This is a genomic window from Pseudooceanicola profundi (genome assembly GCF_050897955.1).
Classification (GTDB): Bacteria; Pseudomonadota; Alphaproteobacteria; order Rhodobacterales; family Rhodobacteraceae; genus Pseudooceanicola.
Genome location: NZ_JBPAXZ010000001.1, coordinates 793980 through 807105, shown reverse-complemented (window position 1 = coordinate 807105; position 13126 = coordinate 793980). Strand labels below are relative to the sequence as shown.

The following is a 13126-nucleotide window of genomic DNA, read 5'->3' as shown; positions in this document are numbered from 1 at the left end:
TGTCGCAAAGTGACGGTTTGCGGCGTGGATCCGGCCCACGCCTTGATATGGCTCATACCAAATCACCCCGCGCGCCAAGGAGTCGCCCCGATGAAACGCTATTCCGCCTTTGCCCTCGCCCGCGAAGCCCTGCGCGACCATTCGGGATGGAAACGGGCCTGGGAAAAGGCCCAGCCCAAGGCGCATTACGACGTCATCATCGTCGGTGCGGGGGGGCATGGGCTCGCCACGGCCTATTACCTCGGCAAGAACCACGGCATCACCAATGTCGCGGTGATCGAAAAGGGCTGGCTGGGTGGCGGCAACACCGGCCGGAACACGACGATCATCCGCTCGAACTACCTGCAGGACCCCTCGGCGGCGATCTATGAAAAGGCGCGCTCGCTCTATGAGACGCTGTCACAGGACCTGAACTATAACGTCATGTTCTCCCCCCGGGGGGTGATGATGCTGGCGCAGACCGAACATGAGGTGCGCGGCTATCTGCGCACCGCACAGGCCAATATCCTGCAGGGCGTCGCGACCGAATTCATCAGCCCCGAAAAGGTCAAGGAGCTGGTGCCGATCATACGCCTCGACGGGCCGCGTTACCCGGTTCTGGGGGCGCTCTGGCAGCCGCGCGGCGGCACGGCGCGGCATGATGCGGTGGCCTGGGGCTATGCGCGGGCCTGCTCGGCCATGGGGATGGACATCATCCAGCAGTGCGAGGTGACGGGCGTTCGGTCGGAAAATGGTAAGGTTACGGGCGTCGAGACAAGCAAGGGCGCCATTTCCTGTTCGAAAATGGGAATCGTGGTGGCCGGCCATTCCGGCGTGATGGCGGAAAAGGCGGGCTTCAAACTGCCCATCGAATCCGTGGCGCTGCAGGCGCTGGTGTCTGAGCCGATCAAGCCCTGCATGGATGTGGTCGTCATGGCCAACACGGTGCATGGCTACATGTCCCAGTCCGACAAGGGCGAGATGGTGATCGGTGGCGGCGCGGACGGCTATAACAACTACACGCAGCGCGGGTCCTTCCACCATATCGAGGAAACCGTGCGCGCCCTGATCGAGACCTTCCCGATGGTGTCGCGGCTGAAGATGCTGCGGCAATGGGGCGGGATCGTCGACATGACCGGCGACCGGTCGCCCATTATTTCCAAAACGCCGGTGGAGGGGATCTTCATCAACTGCGGCTGGGGCACCGGCGGGTTCAAGGCGATCCCGGGTTCCGGCTGGGCGATGGCGGATATGATGGCGAAGGGGGAACCGGGGCCGCTCTGTGCGGAATTCGGGCTCGACCGCTTCAGGGCCGGCCGCTTTGTCGATGAAAGCGTGGCCGCAGGCGTGGCGCACTGATCCATGGGACCGTCGCGCCATATCGAGGTGCGGACGCCGCTACTGGGCGGCGATCTTGCGGGCCTGCGCCTCTGCATGCAGCAGGGCGTTGGCGCTGTCGATTTCGGCCAGCGCCATGGCGGCGGCATTGACGGGCGCGTCCTGGGTGATGGCAAGCGCCGTCACCAGATCCTCCGCCTCCTGCCCGCCGGGCACAAAGGCAGTAGCGAAATTCACCGGGCCACGGCGGATCGCCTGGGCGAAACCGGGGTCATAGGGAACCTGGCGAAGCAGCGACCGTCCACAATGTCCGAAATAGACCGGGGCGCCGGCATCCGGGCCAGTACGGCCCATCAGAACGAAGAGCCCCGGCCGGTCCGGCAGGGCGGAGATATCGTCGTGACGGATGAAAACAACCTGCTGCCGTTCCAGGTTGTCACCGATCGAAAAGAGAATTCTGTCAGTCATGCTCTGGCCTCTTTGGTATTCGGATACGTCGAGACTTCTACTCAAACATTACCACAAAATATTGTGGTCCTGTTAGCGGAAACCCACCGCCGGGTGCCGTTCGCTGGCGTATTGCCTAAAACATGTACTCAACGCGCGGGTTTGCAGAAACGTTCCCTCCGTAACCATGAATCTTTCGTGAATGCCGGTGGAGCGATCACGGAAATGTGGAACTTTCCCCAGCCTCTGCCTGTTTCGTCATCAATCGAAACGAAACCGGAGGCTATCACATGGCCGAACAGCATCATCATTATGAGACCACGCGCTCTTCCGGCGGTGGCTCGCTCGCATTCATCGTTGGTGGCCTTGTGGTCGCCGTCGCCGTCATCGCATGGCTCATCTTCGGAGAGGGCTTCGGCTCGACCGGGGCGCGTGTCGCGCCGACCAATGTTGAAATCAACGCAACGTCCGACAGCTCGGCCGATACGGGCAGCGGCGCTGTCGCGGACACGGCTGACACCGGCAGTGCAGAAGCTGGCGCTGCAGCCGACAGCGGCTCTGCCTCCGCTGGCGCCGAAGCCACGTCCGGCAACTGATACCCTGCGCCCCCGGGGCGCGGCAGATCGTGATCAATCCCGGTCGGGGGCAGCCGCCCCGGGCCGGGATTTTTCGTGGCTGACCGGTGCGGCTGCATTCGGTGCAAACCAAGGTTTGCAAAACATCAATTCCGGAGCCGGGAACCAAACCGCCGTGGCGGGTGTTTCTTCTCCACTGCCTGGGAACGATACGGCACCCGTATTTTCCCTTGTCCCTTACCTGTCAACTGTGCCGGGCGCTTCGCGCGTCCGGCCTTTTTTTGTTGCGCAACAGCACGTTGCGCAAAAGGAGGCCCCATGCTGATCCTTACATGCCCCTATTGCGGCGTGACCGCCGAAGAGACGGAGTTCCACGGCGGCGGGGAGGCGCATCTGAAACGCGAGGGGCCCGGGTCCGACGATGCGGCGCTGGAGGGCTACCTCTTTCACCGTGAGAACCCGCGCGGCGTGCATTTCGAACGCTGGCGGCATGTCTATGGCTGCGGCAAGTGGTTCCACGCGGCGCGTGACACCGCCACGCTGGAGGTCTTCGGGGTCTACAAGGCGCAATCCACCACGCCGCCCGAGGATCTGCTGGAAAAAATCCGGGAGAAACGTCCCGGCTGGCGCTGGAGGGATTTCGCGTGACCTTCCACAACACCATGACGCGCAACATCAATCTCGATTTTGATTTCGGGGGCAGGGCATGAGCACGAGGCTTTCCACCGGCGGCAGCCGCATCGACCGTACGGCGCCCGTGCGGTTCACCTTCAACGGGCGCAGCTTCAAGGGCTATCAGGGCGATACGCTTGCCTCTGCGCTCTTGGCCAGCGACCAGATGATGCTGGGCCGGTCGTTCAAATACCACCGCCCGCGCGGGCTGGTGTCGTCGGGCACGGAAGAGCCGAATGCGCTGCTCGGCATCGGCTCCGGCGGGCGGTTCGAGCCGAACCAGCGCGCCACCATGCAGGAGGTCTTCGAGGGCGTGGAGGCGCAGTCGCAGAACCACTGGCCGTCGCTGGAGTTTGACGTCGGCGAAGTGAATGCGAAACTGTCGCGTTTCCTGCCTGCGGGCTTTTATTACAAGACCTTCCTCTGGCCGCGCGCCTTCTGGAAACATGTCTACGAGCCCTTCATCCGGCAGTCTGCCGGCCTCGGCAAGGCGCCAAAGGAAGAAGACCTCGACACCTATGAGCATTACTACCATTTCGCCGATGTCGTGGTGATCGGCGGGGGCCTTGCCGGTCTGACCGCCGCCCGCGCCGCCGCCGCCGGTGGCGCCCGCGTCACGCTGATGGAGCAGGAGGCCCATTGGGGCGGCCGTGCCCCCGTCGACGAAGGCGCGGCCGGGGCTGATGCCGTCGCCGCGCTGGTGGCAGAGCTGAAGGGGATGGAGAATGTCACCCTGCGGCTGCGCTGCATGGGGGCGGGCGTTTATGACCACGGCTATGTGCTGGGCTATGAACGGCTGACCGACCATCTGCCCGACGCCCAGAAACAGGGCCCGCGCCACCGCCTGTGGCGGGTCCGGGCGGGGCAGATCATCACCGCAACCGGCGCCATCGAACGTCCTTTGTCCTTTGCAGGCAATGACTTGCCGGGCGTGATGCTGGCGGGGGCCGTGCGCGATTACCTCGTGCAATACGGTGTGTCCGTGGGTGACCGCACCGTGGTCGTGACCAATAACGACGATGCCTATCTGACCGCGATCAAGCTGGCGGAGGCCGGTCTGTCGGTTCCCGCCATCATCGATGCCCGCGTCGGCGGCGCCGGGGATCTGGGCACCAAGGCCGAGGCGCTTGGCATCCGGGTGCTCAAGGCGCATGGCATCGCCAAGGTGAAGGGCCGCAAGCGCGTCACCGGCGTCGTCATCTGCCGTCAGGTGGGCGAGGGCGCCCCGGTGGAGGAAATCGCCTGTGATGCCGTCGCCATGTCCGGCGGCTGGTCCCCGGTGGTGCATCTCTGGTCGCATTGCGGCGGCAAACTGGTCTGGGACGACCATCAGGCCATGTTCCGCCCCGATGCCGACCGCCCGCCGACGGGTGCCGACGGGCTGGGCTTTGTCACCACGGCGGGCACGGCCAACGGGTTGCTCGACACTGGTGCCGCACTGGCCGATGCCGCCGCCGCCGGCGCGCGGGCGGCAGAGGCCGTGGGTCATCCCGGCTCCGCGCTTCCGCCGGAGGGCTTCACCTCCCGCCACGAAAACCCGATCAAGCCGGTCTGGCTGATGCCCGAATCCGCCAAGCGGGATCTGCGTGCGAAGGCCTGGCTCGATTACCAGAACGACGTGAAGGTGACCGATATCCAGCTCGCCGCGCAGGAGGGGTTCGAATCGGTCGAACATGCCAAGCGCTACACCACGCTCGGCATGGCGACGGATCAGGGGAAGCTTAGCAATATCAACGGTCTGGCTATCCTGTCGGGGGCGCTGGATACGCCCATTCCGCAGGTCGGCACGACGACCTTCCGCCCGCCCTATACGCCCATCTCCATGGGGGCGATCGGGGGGCAGGCGCGGGGCAGCGTCTTCCAGCCGCTGCGCCGCTCGCCCATCCACGCCTGGCACGAATCCAATGGCGCGGATTTCGAACCGGTTGGCGCCTGGCGTCGTCCCTATTGCTTCCCCAAGGCCGGGGAGGATCGCCATGCCGCCGTGACGCGGGAGATCAACCAGACCCGGGGCGCGCTTGGCCTGCTCGACGCCTCGACGCTGGGCAAGATCATCGTGAAGGGCCCGGATGCCGGGAAATTCATGGACATGATGTACACCAACATGATGTCCAACCTCGCCCCCGGCAAATGCCGCTACGGGCTGATGTGTTCCGAGAACGGCTTCCTGATGGATGACGGTGTTGTCGCCCGCTGGGACGAGGACACCTTCCTCTGCCATACCACCACCGGGGGCGCGGACCGTATCCATGCCCATATGGAGGAATGGCTGCAGACAGAATGGTGGGACTGGAAGGTCTACGTGGCCAATGCGACCGAACAATATGCCCAGGTCGCCGTGGTCGGCCCCAAGGCCCGCGCAGCACTGGAAAAGCTCGGCGCCTCCGGCATCTCGGATGCAGAATTCCCGTTCATGACCTTCCAGGATCATACCCTGGCCGGCATCGACGCGCGGGTCTACCGCATCTCCTTCTCCGGCGAATTGTCCTATGAAATCGCCGTGCCGGCCTCTCAGGGGCAGGCGCTGTGGGATGCGCTAATGGAGGCGGGCGCGGGCTGGAATGTCTGCCCCTATGGCACCGAGGCACTGCATGTGATGCGGGCCGAGAAGGGCTTTATCATGATCGGCGACGAGACAGACGGAACGGTTATTCCGCAGGACCTCGGCCTGAACTGGGCGATCTCCAAGAAGAAGACCGATTTCATCGGCAAGCGGGCGCAGGAACGGTCGGATATGACCCGGGCGGACCGCTGGAAACTGGTCGGTCTGGAAACGCTGGATGGCTCCGTCCTGCCCGATGGCGCGCTGGCGCTGGCGGAGGGGCAGAACAGCAACGGACAGCGGAAGACGCAGGGCCGGGTGACCTCGACCTACCATTCGCCAACCCTGAACAAGGGCATTGCCATGGGCCTCGTGCTGAACGGGCCGGACCGGATGGGCGAGACGCTGCAGTTCAATACGCTCGCGGGCGGGTCCGTGGCGGCAAGGATCGTCGACCCAGTGTTCTTCGACAAGGAAGGGGTAAAACAGAATGTCTGATCTTGCACTCCCGCTCGGCGGTGCCGTCCACAAGCGCACCGTCACCATCGAAGAGGCCGCGCCGCAAGGCATGCTGACGATCCGTGGCCGGCTGGATGACGCGGCCATCACGGGCGCCGTTGCCACGGCCACGGGGCTTTCGGTCCCGGATCAGCGTCAGGTCACGATCGACGGCGCCCGCCGCCTCGCCTGGATGAGCCCGGACGAGCTGCTGCTGATCCTGCCCCGCGCGGATCTGAGCGCGACCAGCACAGCGCTGACCGAGGCGCTTGGTACGGCACATTCGCTGGTGGCGGATATGTCCGATGCGCGCTGCCTGTTCCGGCTCTCAGGTCCCGACGCGGCGCTCCGCGACACGCTCGCCCGGCTCGCCCCGGTCGACATGTCCCGTGTCATGCCCGGAGAGATCCGCCGCACGCGGCTGGCCCAGGTCGCGGCCGCCATCTGGATGCCCGCCCCGGGGCAGCTGGAGCTGATCTCTTTCCGCTCCACCGCGCAATATACTTACGATCTGCTGGTCAATGCCGCGACGGGCCCGGCCCTGTCCTGATCCTTTTTCTTGCCGAAAATATCCTGTCTTCGGCCAACACACTAGGCGGCGCTTGTCTGCTTGGGCAGGCGTGCCAAAGGGACGGGGGGCCACGCCCCCCATCCCACCATCCCCGCCGACGGGTCCATGCGGATCAGCGGTCCTTCCAGCGGTGATAGGTCAGGGCCAGCGCGATACATTCCCGCAGCATCGCCTCTGGCAACGGGTCCGCGGTTTTCATGACGATGGCCCGGCTGCCCGAGATCTCGATCTCCGGGAACCGGGCGCGCATCCGGTCCGCAAGGACCGTACGGCAATTGACAAAAATCGCGACCTTGCCGGGCTCTTTCGGCATTCGCCCCAGTCGCAGGGTGCTGCCGCTGCCGGTGGCCTGCGTCAGATAGGCGGGCTCGCCCCATTTCAGGGTTTCGGTCAGGGGGCCGACCTCCGGCATATCCGAGGCGACCTCAAGGATCATGTCCCGTAGCCGCGACAGGGTCGCGCGCTCGGGGGGCGGAAAGGCGGCAAAGGCCGCCGCGACCTCTGCCGGTTGAGAAGAATGTCGCGTCATCGGTCCAGTGCTCCGCCTGTCCCGGCCAGTCTAACAGGTCGGCTCCCGCCGGTCTCCAGACAATGTGGGACAGCGAGAGGTGGCCACAGGCGGCCGGCGGCGGGTTCCGCGCGCTGCTGCACAGGCGGGGTGCACCCGGTTCGCCACCGGCCCCCCCTTGACCTTCGCCCGATCGGGGTAACATGTAGGGGCAGACGGAATTTCTCAGGAAAAGGAGCCTTATCATGGCCTTTGAACTCCCCGACCTCCCCTATGCCCACGACGCGCTTGCCGATCTCGGCATGTCCAAGGAAACCATGGAATATCACCACGATATCCACCACAAAGCCTATGTGGACAACGGCAACAAGGCGATTGCCGGCACCGAATGGGAAGGCAAATCCGTCGAAGAGATCATCAAGGGCACCTATGATCCCAAGGCGGTTGCGCAGAACGGCATCTTCAACAATGCCTCGCAGTACTGGAACCACAACCAGTTCTGGGAAATGATGGGCCCGGGCGAAAGCAAGATGCCCGGCGAGCTGGAAAAAGCGCTGGTCGAGGCCTTTGGCTCGGTCGACAAGTTCAAGGAAGATTTCTCCGCCGCGGGTGCGGGCCAGTTCGGCTCCGGCTGGGCCTGGCTGGTGAAAGACACCGACGGCGCGCTGAAGGTCACCAAGACCGAGAACGGCGTCAACCCGCTCTGCTTCGGCCAGACCGCGCTCCTGGGCTGCGATGTGTGGGAGCATTCCTACTACATCGACTTCCGCAACAAGCGCCCGGCCTACCTGTCGAACTTCCTCGACAAGCTGGTGAACTGGGAAAACGTCGCCTCCCGCATGTGATGCGCGGCACCTGCCATTGCGGGGCGGTCTGCTGGACACTGGCGGACCGCCCTGACTGCGCGACGGCCTGCAGCTGCAGCCTGTGCCGTCGCTACGGGACCCTCTGGGCCTACGGATACGAAGGCCATGGGGTCCGCCTCGACGGTGACGTGACCGCCTATGCGCGGGCGGATGCCAGCGATCCCATGCTCGACGTGCTCTTTTGCCGGACCTGCGGTTGCGTGGCGGCCTGGCGGGGGCGCGGCACGGATCAGGACGGGCGCCGCAGAATGGCCGTCAACCTGCGTCTGGCAGAGCCGGAGGAGGTGGCGGATATCGAGGTCGAGCACCTCAACGCACTGCATTCCTTTGAAGATTTCACCTTTGATGACCGGCGCGTCCGCGACATGTGGTTCTGACAGCGGGCCGGTTGCCAGCATGTGCGGGGCCGGACAGCCGGCCCCGGCACAATCTCACAGCGGCCAGTTCTCGATCCGCTGGACAGGCTTCGACATCAGCGCCATGACCGGGGACATACAGCCGACCATGCGGCCGGAAAAGGCCGGGCGGCCGGTTTCCGCCAGCGCCCGCAGATTGCCGCCAATGAATTTCTGCGCACCCAGCATCTGTTTTTCCAGCTTTCCGCCCGCCGGGGCGTTTTCGATGATCAGGTCGAACTGCGTGCCGCCCTCTGCCTCCGTCAGCCGGTAGGTCACGGTGGCCGGGCCCTCGTCGATATGGGTCATGCGGAAGGTGTGGGAATAAAGATGCGGCGGCTCAAACGCCAGCACCTCTCCCACGACCATGGCGATCCGGCGGTTGGGATGGACCATGCGCATCCGGGCGCCGGGTTTCAGCCCCTCCGTCGTGTCGCATACCGCGCCGAAAAAGAAGGGCAGGGCGCGATCCGTGGCGACGAGGATCGACCAGACGGTGTCCACCGGGGCCTTGATGAAGGTGCGGGTGCGGTGAACGCCGGGACCGGTGGCCGTGCGGAGATCAGTCATCATCTTGTAAGTCCTTTTTGTGCTGATGGGCGGCTTCCGCCATGGATTTTAATGTCAGGGCCTGGTCGGCCCAGTAGGCGCCATAGGAGTCGATCCAGCGCTGGTGGATGGCATGGATCGGCGCGGCGTTCAGATAGAGGTTCCGGGCGCGCCCGTGTTTTTCGCTGATCACCAGACCCGCTTCCGTCAGGGTGGCGAGGTGGTTCATCACCGTGATCCGGCTGGTGTCGAAATGACTGGCCAGCGCGCCGACGGTCAGGCCGGGCTGATCGCGGATGATGTCCAGCATGCGGCGGCGGCTGGTATGGGCCAGCGCGGCAAAGACGGCATCGGTTTCTGTATCTTCGTCATATGTAGTCATGTAGTTACATTGCTACATATGTGGATGCCGGTCAAGCGGAATTGCACCGCCGTGACGGGCCGGGCCGGAACCGCCGCACAGCCCGCGCGTTTTTCCCTCAACGCTCCGGCACAATGCCGGACAGACTGAAGGAGGACCCGAGATATGGCAGAGCGCCACAGATCACAGGACATGCGCCGGGAGACCGAGGAGATCCTCGGCCAGGCCCCCGAAACCCTCAACGCCCCGGACCATCAGGGCGCGAAGGGCGGGGAGCTGCAGCGCAAGGTTGGCTCCCGCGATGAGAAGAAGCGGCTGGACGAGACCTCGGCCGGAGCGACGCGGCCTCTGGCGCAGGATCAGGACAGCAGCGGCGACAAGGAGAAGGTGTGATGAAAGATGTACTGACCGACGGCATTCCGTTCGACGCCTGGGTGCTGATCGCCGATGGCGAAAAGGCGCTCTTCCTGCGCAACCTCACGGACGGGCAGGACCCGCATCTGGAGGTGGTGCGCAAGGAAGAACAGGACAATCCTAAAGATATCGACCAGTCCGCCAACCGGCCCGGCCGGATGAACGACACCGGGGTGGGCCAGCGCTCTGCCCTGGATGATACCGACTGGCACGAGCTGGCCAAGGAACGCTTCGCCGATGATCTGGCCGATCTGCTTTACAGGCAGGCGCACAAGGGCCGGTTCGACAGGATCGTTCTGGTCGCGCCGCCCAAGACGCTGGGCGAGCTGCGCAAGGTTCTGCACAAGGAGGTTGCCGACAAGGTGATTGCCGAGGTGCCCAAGACCCTTACAAACCACCCTCTGGACGAGATCGAGGCGGCGCTGAAAGCCGCCTGATCCCCAAAGTCAGGTCTTGACGTCTCGCCTCCATGCCGGGCGTCAGGTCAGGCGCTCCCGCAGGTACTCCAGAGCCTCGTCGGGGGCGCCCGCAACATGGATCAGCCCGCGCAGCGAGGCATCGGCAAAACCCTGTGTAATCATATGGTCGATCAGCGTCACCAGCGGATCCCAGAAACCTGTGATGTTCAAAAGAACGATGGGTTTTGCATGCAGCCCCAGCTGGGCCCAGGTCAGGACCTCGAAAAATTCATCCAGCGTGCCGGCGCCGCCGGGCAGAACCACAATCGCGTCGGAATTCATGAACATGACCTTCTTGCGTTCATGCATGTTCTCGGTCACGACGAACCGGGTCAGATCGCGTTTTCCGACTTCCATGTTCATCAGGTGAACCGGGATGACGCCGAAGGTCTCTCCGCCTGCGGTCTGGGCCGCCCGCGCGGTCAGGCCCATCAGGCCGACATCGCCGGCCCCATAGACCAGCCGCCAGCCCAGCCCGGCCAGCCCCTGGCCCAGCGTTTCGGCGGCGACGGCATAGTCGGGGCGTGATCCGGGGCGTGATCCGCAGAAAACACAGACGGAGCGGGCAGAGTCTGCTGAGGACATTCGGCAACCCTTTCTGATTGAATGCACAGGAGTTTTGACCCGTGCATAGCTTCTTTGATATACACGCTCAACCGCGGGGAAGGTGTTATGCGCCGCACCCGGCACAGGCCAGCATCGGGAGCTCGGAAAAGGTGGCATTCAAAGGCGTAGTTTCGGGCGTTTTTGCCGGCGTGGCCGTTGTCGGGCTGGCGCTGCTGGGGGAGGTCTTCTTTGGCGCGTGGCGGTCGGAGCCCGGGACGGCGGAGGGGACGGTCTCGGCCGCCTTGCCCTCGGGGTCGTCCACGGATGCGTCTGACGCGGGGACAGGTGGCGCCGGGACTGAGGCCGGGAGTACTGCGTCGGGCGGGTCCGTGACGGATTCCGCGACTGATATGGCCTCGGGGACAAGCCCGGACGCGGCGGCCGACGGACAGCAGGGCGGGTCACAGACCGCGGATGCGGCCGGCGATCTGGGTGCGGAACAGCCGGATGCCGGTGCCGTGCAGGATGCCGATGGTGGCGCGGTCGTTACGGCTGAGACTGAACCGGTGGAGCAGGGCGCCCAGAGCCCGTCTGTCGCCGATACCGGCGCTGCGGATTTGGATACAACGGATACTGCCGCGACGGATACGGATACAACGGATACTGCGGCGACGGATACGGCAGCAACAGATACCGGCGCGTCAGACACGTCTGTCGCCACAGATACGGACAGCGCTGCCGCGCCGACCGACACGACAGACACGGCAGAGGCCACGCCCGATGCCGCAGGAGATACGCCGACTTCCACCGCGCCGGGTCAGGCGCCCGGGATCGACGTGGTCCGGGTGGAACCCGATGGCTCCGGCCTGATCGCGGGGCAGGCGCAGCCTGACATGCCGGTCGATGTCCTGATCGACGGAGAGGTCGTGGCGACGGAAATCGCCGGTCCGGATGGCAAGTTCGTGGTCTTCCTCGACCTCCCGCCCAGCGATCTGCCCCGGGTCCTGACGCTCAGGACCGGCACGGAGGAGATGGCGCTTTCCTCCAACGACCAGGTTATTCTGGGGCCGACAGTCATGGCCGCCGCGCCGGAGGCGACGGGCGCGACATCGACGGGCGCGGCATCAACCGGCGCCGCACAAGAGGGCACCGCGGGCGACGCGCCTGTCACGACTGCCGCAACCTCTACAGATCCGTCGGGCTCTGCTGTTCCCGCCGATGCGACGGGGGGCAATACCACGGCCGCCGGCACTGCCGATGCGACCACCACGGCGGGCGTCGCGTCGACCTCCAGCCCGGCAACAGCCGGAGCAGAGGCCGTCGCCGCGGCCGCGGCGGATGGCGACGGAACGACAGTTCCGGAACAAAGCGCTGCAACGTCGGAGGCCGGAGCTGGCGCAGGCGGGGATGCGGATGCGGCCTCAGCTCAGATGGCGGCTGTCAGCCCGACCGTTCTGCTTCAGTCAGACGATGGCGTGACGGTGCTGCAATCCTCGGCGCCGCGCCAGTCCGATACGGTCGCGATCGACGCGATCAGCTATTCCGATCTGGGTGATGTTCAGCTCTCGGGCCGGGGCGTGACCGGGCAACTGGTGCGGATCTATCTTAACGGGGCGCCGGTCTCTGAATCCCGGATCGGCCAGGACGGCATCTGGCGCACCGCCCTGCCAGAGGTCGATACCGGGGTCTACAACCTGCGCATCGACTCGCTCGGCGCGGATGGCAAGGTCGCCAGCCGGGTCGAAACCCCCTTCAAACGCGAGGCGCCGGAGCTTGCGGCGCTTGCCTCCCAGTCGCAGGTGACGGTGCAGCCGGGCTTTACGCTCTGGGCCATTGCGACGCGGAAATACGGCGACGGTTTGCTCTATGTGAAGGTGTTCGAGGCGAACAAGGGCCTGATCCGTGATCCGGACCTGATCTATCCCGGTCAGGTGTTTGAGCTGCCGGAGCAGTGAGGCAGCACGCCATGGGCGTGACCATGCCCGTGGCCCTGCGCCTGATGGCCGGCCTGACAGCAGCCCCGCACCGTGGCATCGCCGGCGCAGCAATCGTTCAGCAAATAGTGGATCAACCCGCCGATCTGACGCCGCTCGGCCGAATAAATCACCCGCCGCCCGTCGCGCCGCGCCGCAATCAGACCGGCCTGTTCCATCGCCGACAGGTGGAACGACAGGCGGGAGGCGGAACAGGCGACCTGCGCGCCGATCTCTCCGGCCGCCATGCCGTCCCCGCCATGCGGCACCAGCAGGCGCAGGATCTGCAGCCGCGTCTCATGCGCAAGCGCGGAAAGCGCGGCAAGGGCTTGTGTCTCCTGCATGATCGGACTAGGTCTCCGTTCAACAATTCATGAAGTGTTGAACAAACAGATACGCCAGCCCGGGCGCCCGGGCAAGCCCGAAGGACCGCC

Annotated in this window: 16 protein-coding genes; 10 read left to right on the top strand and 6 right to left on the bottom strand. The window is 65.0% G+C overall.

Annotated elements, in window-relative coordinates; translation table 11 throughout:
• The first annotated feature begins 90 nt into the window (after positions 1-90).
• The gene (locus ACRARG_RS03935) at positions 91-1338 is read left to right on the top strand and encodes a sarcosine oxidase subunit beta family protein (protein WP_432688671.1); all 1248 of its coding nucleotides are present in this window, start codon (positions 91-93) and stop codon (positions 1336-1338) included.
• A 39-nt stretch (positions 1339-1377) separates the two neighbouring features.
• Here ACRARG_RS03935 and ACRARG_RS03930 read toward each other — a convergent pair whose 3' ends face one another.
• Complete coding sequence (locus ACRARG_RS03930; protein ID WP_432688670.1) at positions 1378-1785, bottom strand: hypothetical protein; 408 nt, start codon at positions 1783-1785, stop codon at positions 1378-1380.
• A 206-nt stretch (positions 1786-1991) separates the two neighbouring features.
• Here ACRARG_RS03930 and ACRARG_RS03925 point away from each other — a divergent pair, with 206 nt between their 5' ends.
• The 4 genes from ACRARG_RS03925 (at position 1992) to ACRARG_RS03910 (ending at position 6601) form a co-directional block, all read left to right on the top strand.
• On the top strand, positions 1992-2360 hold the full coding sequence (locus ACRARG_RS03925; protein WP_432688669.1) for a hypothetical protein: 369 nt from the start codon (positions 1992-1994) through the stop codon (positions 2358-2360).
• 297 nt (positions 2361-2657) lie between these two features.
• Positions 2658-2987: a sarcosine oxidase subunit delta gene (locus ACRARG_RS03920; protein WP_432688668.1), complete on the top strand. Its 330-nt coding sequence runs from the start codon at positions 2658-2660 to the stop codon at positions 2985-2987.
• 58 nt (positions 2988-3045) lie between these two features.
• Positions 3046-6051: a sarcosine oxidase subunit alpha family protein gene (locus ACRARG_RS03915; RefSeq protein ID WP_432688667.1), complete on the top strand. Its 3006-nt coding sequence runs from the start codon at positions 3046-3048 to the stop codon at positions 6049-6051.
• Positions 6044-6601, top strand: coding sequence for a sarcosine oxidase subunit gamma (locus tag ACRARG_RS03910; protein WP_432688666.1), 558 nt, complete (start codon positions 6044-6046; stop codon positions 6599-6601). Before ACRARG_RS03915 ends, ACRARG_RS03910 begins: the two co-directional genes overlap by 8 nt.
• A gap of 133 nt (positions 6602-6734) precedes the next feature.
• Here ACRARG_RS03910 and ACRARG_RS03905 read toward each other — a convergent pair whose 3' ends face one another.
• Positions 6735-7151 (bottom strand): DUF1801 domain-containing protein, encoded by a 417-nt coding sequence (locus ACRARG_RS03905; RefSeq protein ID WP_432688665.1) that lies wholly within the window; start codon positions 7149-7151, stop codon positions 6735-6737.
• Between the two features lie 224 nt (positions 7152-7375).
• Between ACRARG_RS03905 and ACRARG_RS03900 the strand changes: the two genes are divergently transcribed.
• Positions 7376-7975, top strand: coding sequence for a superoxide dismutase (locus ACRARG_RS03900; RefSeq protein ID WP_432688664.1), 600 nt, complete (start codon positions 7376-7378; stop codon positions 7973-7975).
• Positions 7975-8373 (top strand): GFA family protein, encoded by a 399-nt coding sequence (locus tag ACRARG_RS03895; protein ID WP_432688663.1) that lies wholly within the window; start codon positions 7975-7977, stop codon positions 8371-8373. Before ACRARG_RS03900 ends, ACRARG_RS03895 begins: the two co-directional genes overlap by 1 nt.
• A gap of 54 nt (positions 8374-8427) precedes the next feature.
• Here ACRARG_RS03895 and ACRARG_RS03890 read toward each other — a convergent pair whose 3' ends face one another.
• Positions 8428-8964, bottom strand: coding sequence for an SRPBCC domain-containing protein (locus tag ACRARG_RS03890; RefSeq protein WP_432688662.1), 537 nt, complete (start codon positions 8962-8964; stop codon positions 8428-8430).
• Positions 8954-9322, bottom strand: coding sequence for an ArsR/SmtB family transcription factor (locus ACRARG_RS03885; RefSeq protein ID WP_432688661.1), 369 nt, complete (start codon positions 9320-9322; stop codon positions 8954-8956). The genes ACRARG_RS03890 and ACRARG_RS03885 overlap by 11 nt, the downstream gene beginning before the upstream one ends.
• A 144-nt stretch (positions 9323-9466) precedes the next feature.
• Here ACRARG_RS03885 and ACRARG_RS03880 point away from each other — a divergent pair, with 144 nt between their 5' ends.
• Positions 9467-9694: a hypothetical protein gene (locus ACRARG_RS03880; protein WP_432688660.1), complete on the top strand. Its 228-nt coding sequence runs from the start codon at positions 9467-9469 to the stop codon at positions 9692-9694.
• Complete coding sequence (locus ACRARG_RS03875) at positions 9694-10152, top strand: host attachment family protein (RefSeq protein ID WP_432688659.1); 459 nt, start codon at positions 9694-9696, stop codon at positions 10150-10152. The genes ACRARG_RS03880 and ACRARG_RS03875 overlap by 1 nt, the downstream gene beginning before the upstream one ends.
• Positions 10153-10194: 42 nt before the next feature.
• On the opposite strand, the gene ACRARG_RS03870 is transcribed toward ACRARG_RS03875, so the two are convergent.
• Positions 10195-10758 (bottom strand): LOG family protein, encoded by a 564-nt coding sequence (locus tag ACRARG_RS03870; protein ID WP_432688658.1) that lies wholly within the window; start codon positions 10756-10758, stop codon positions 10195-10197.
• 131 nt (positions 10759-10889) lie between these two features.
• On the opposite strand from ACRARG_RS03870, the gene ACRARG_RS03865 reads away from it, so the two are divergent.
• Positions 10890-12674 carry a LysM peptidoglycan-binding domain-containing protein gene (locus ACRARG_RS03865; RefSeq protein ID WP_432688657.1) on the top strand — a complete coding sequence of 595 codons (1785 nt, stop codon included), beginning with the start codon at positions 10890-10892 and terminating at the stop codon, positions 12672-12674.
• Here ACRARG_RS03865 and ACRARG_RS03860 read toward each other — a convergent pair.
• A complete protein-coding gene (locus ACRARG_RS03860; protein WP_432688656.1) occupies positions 12647-13036 on the bottom strand; it encodes an ArsR/SmtB family transcription factor in 390 nt (129 codons plus the stop codon). The genes ACRARG_RS03865 and ACRARG_RS03860 overlap by 28 nt on opposite strands.
• Positions 13037-13126: the final 90 nt, after the last annotated feature.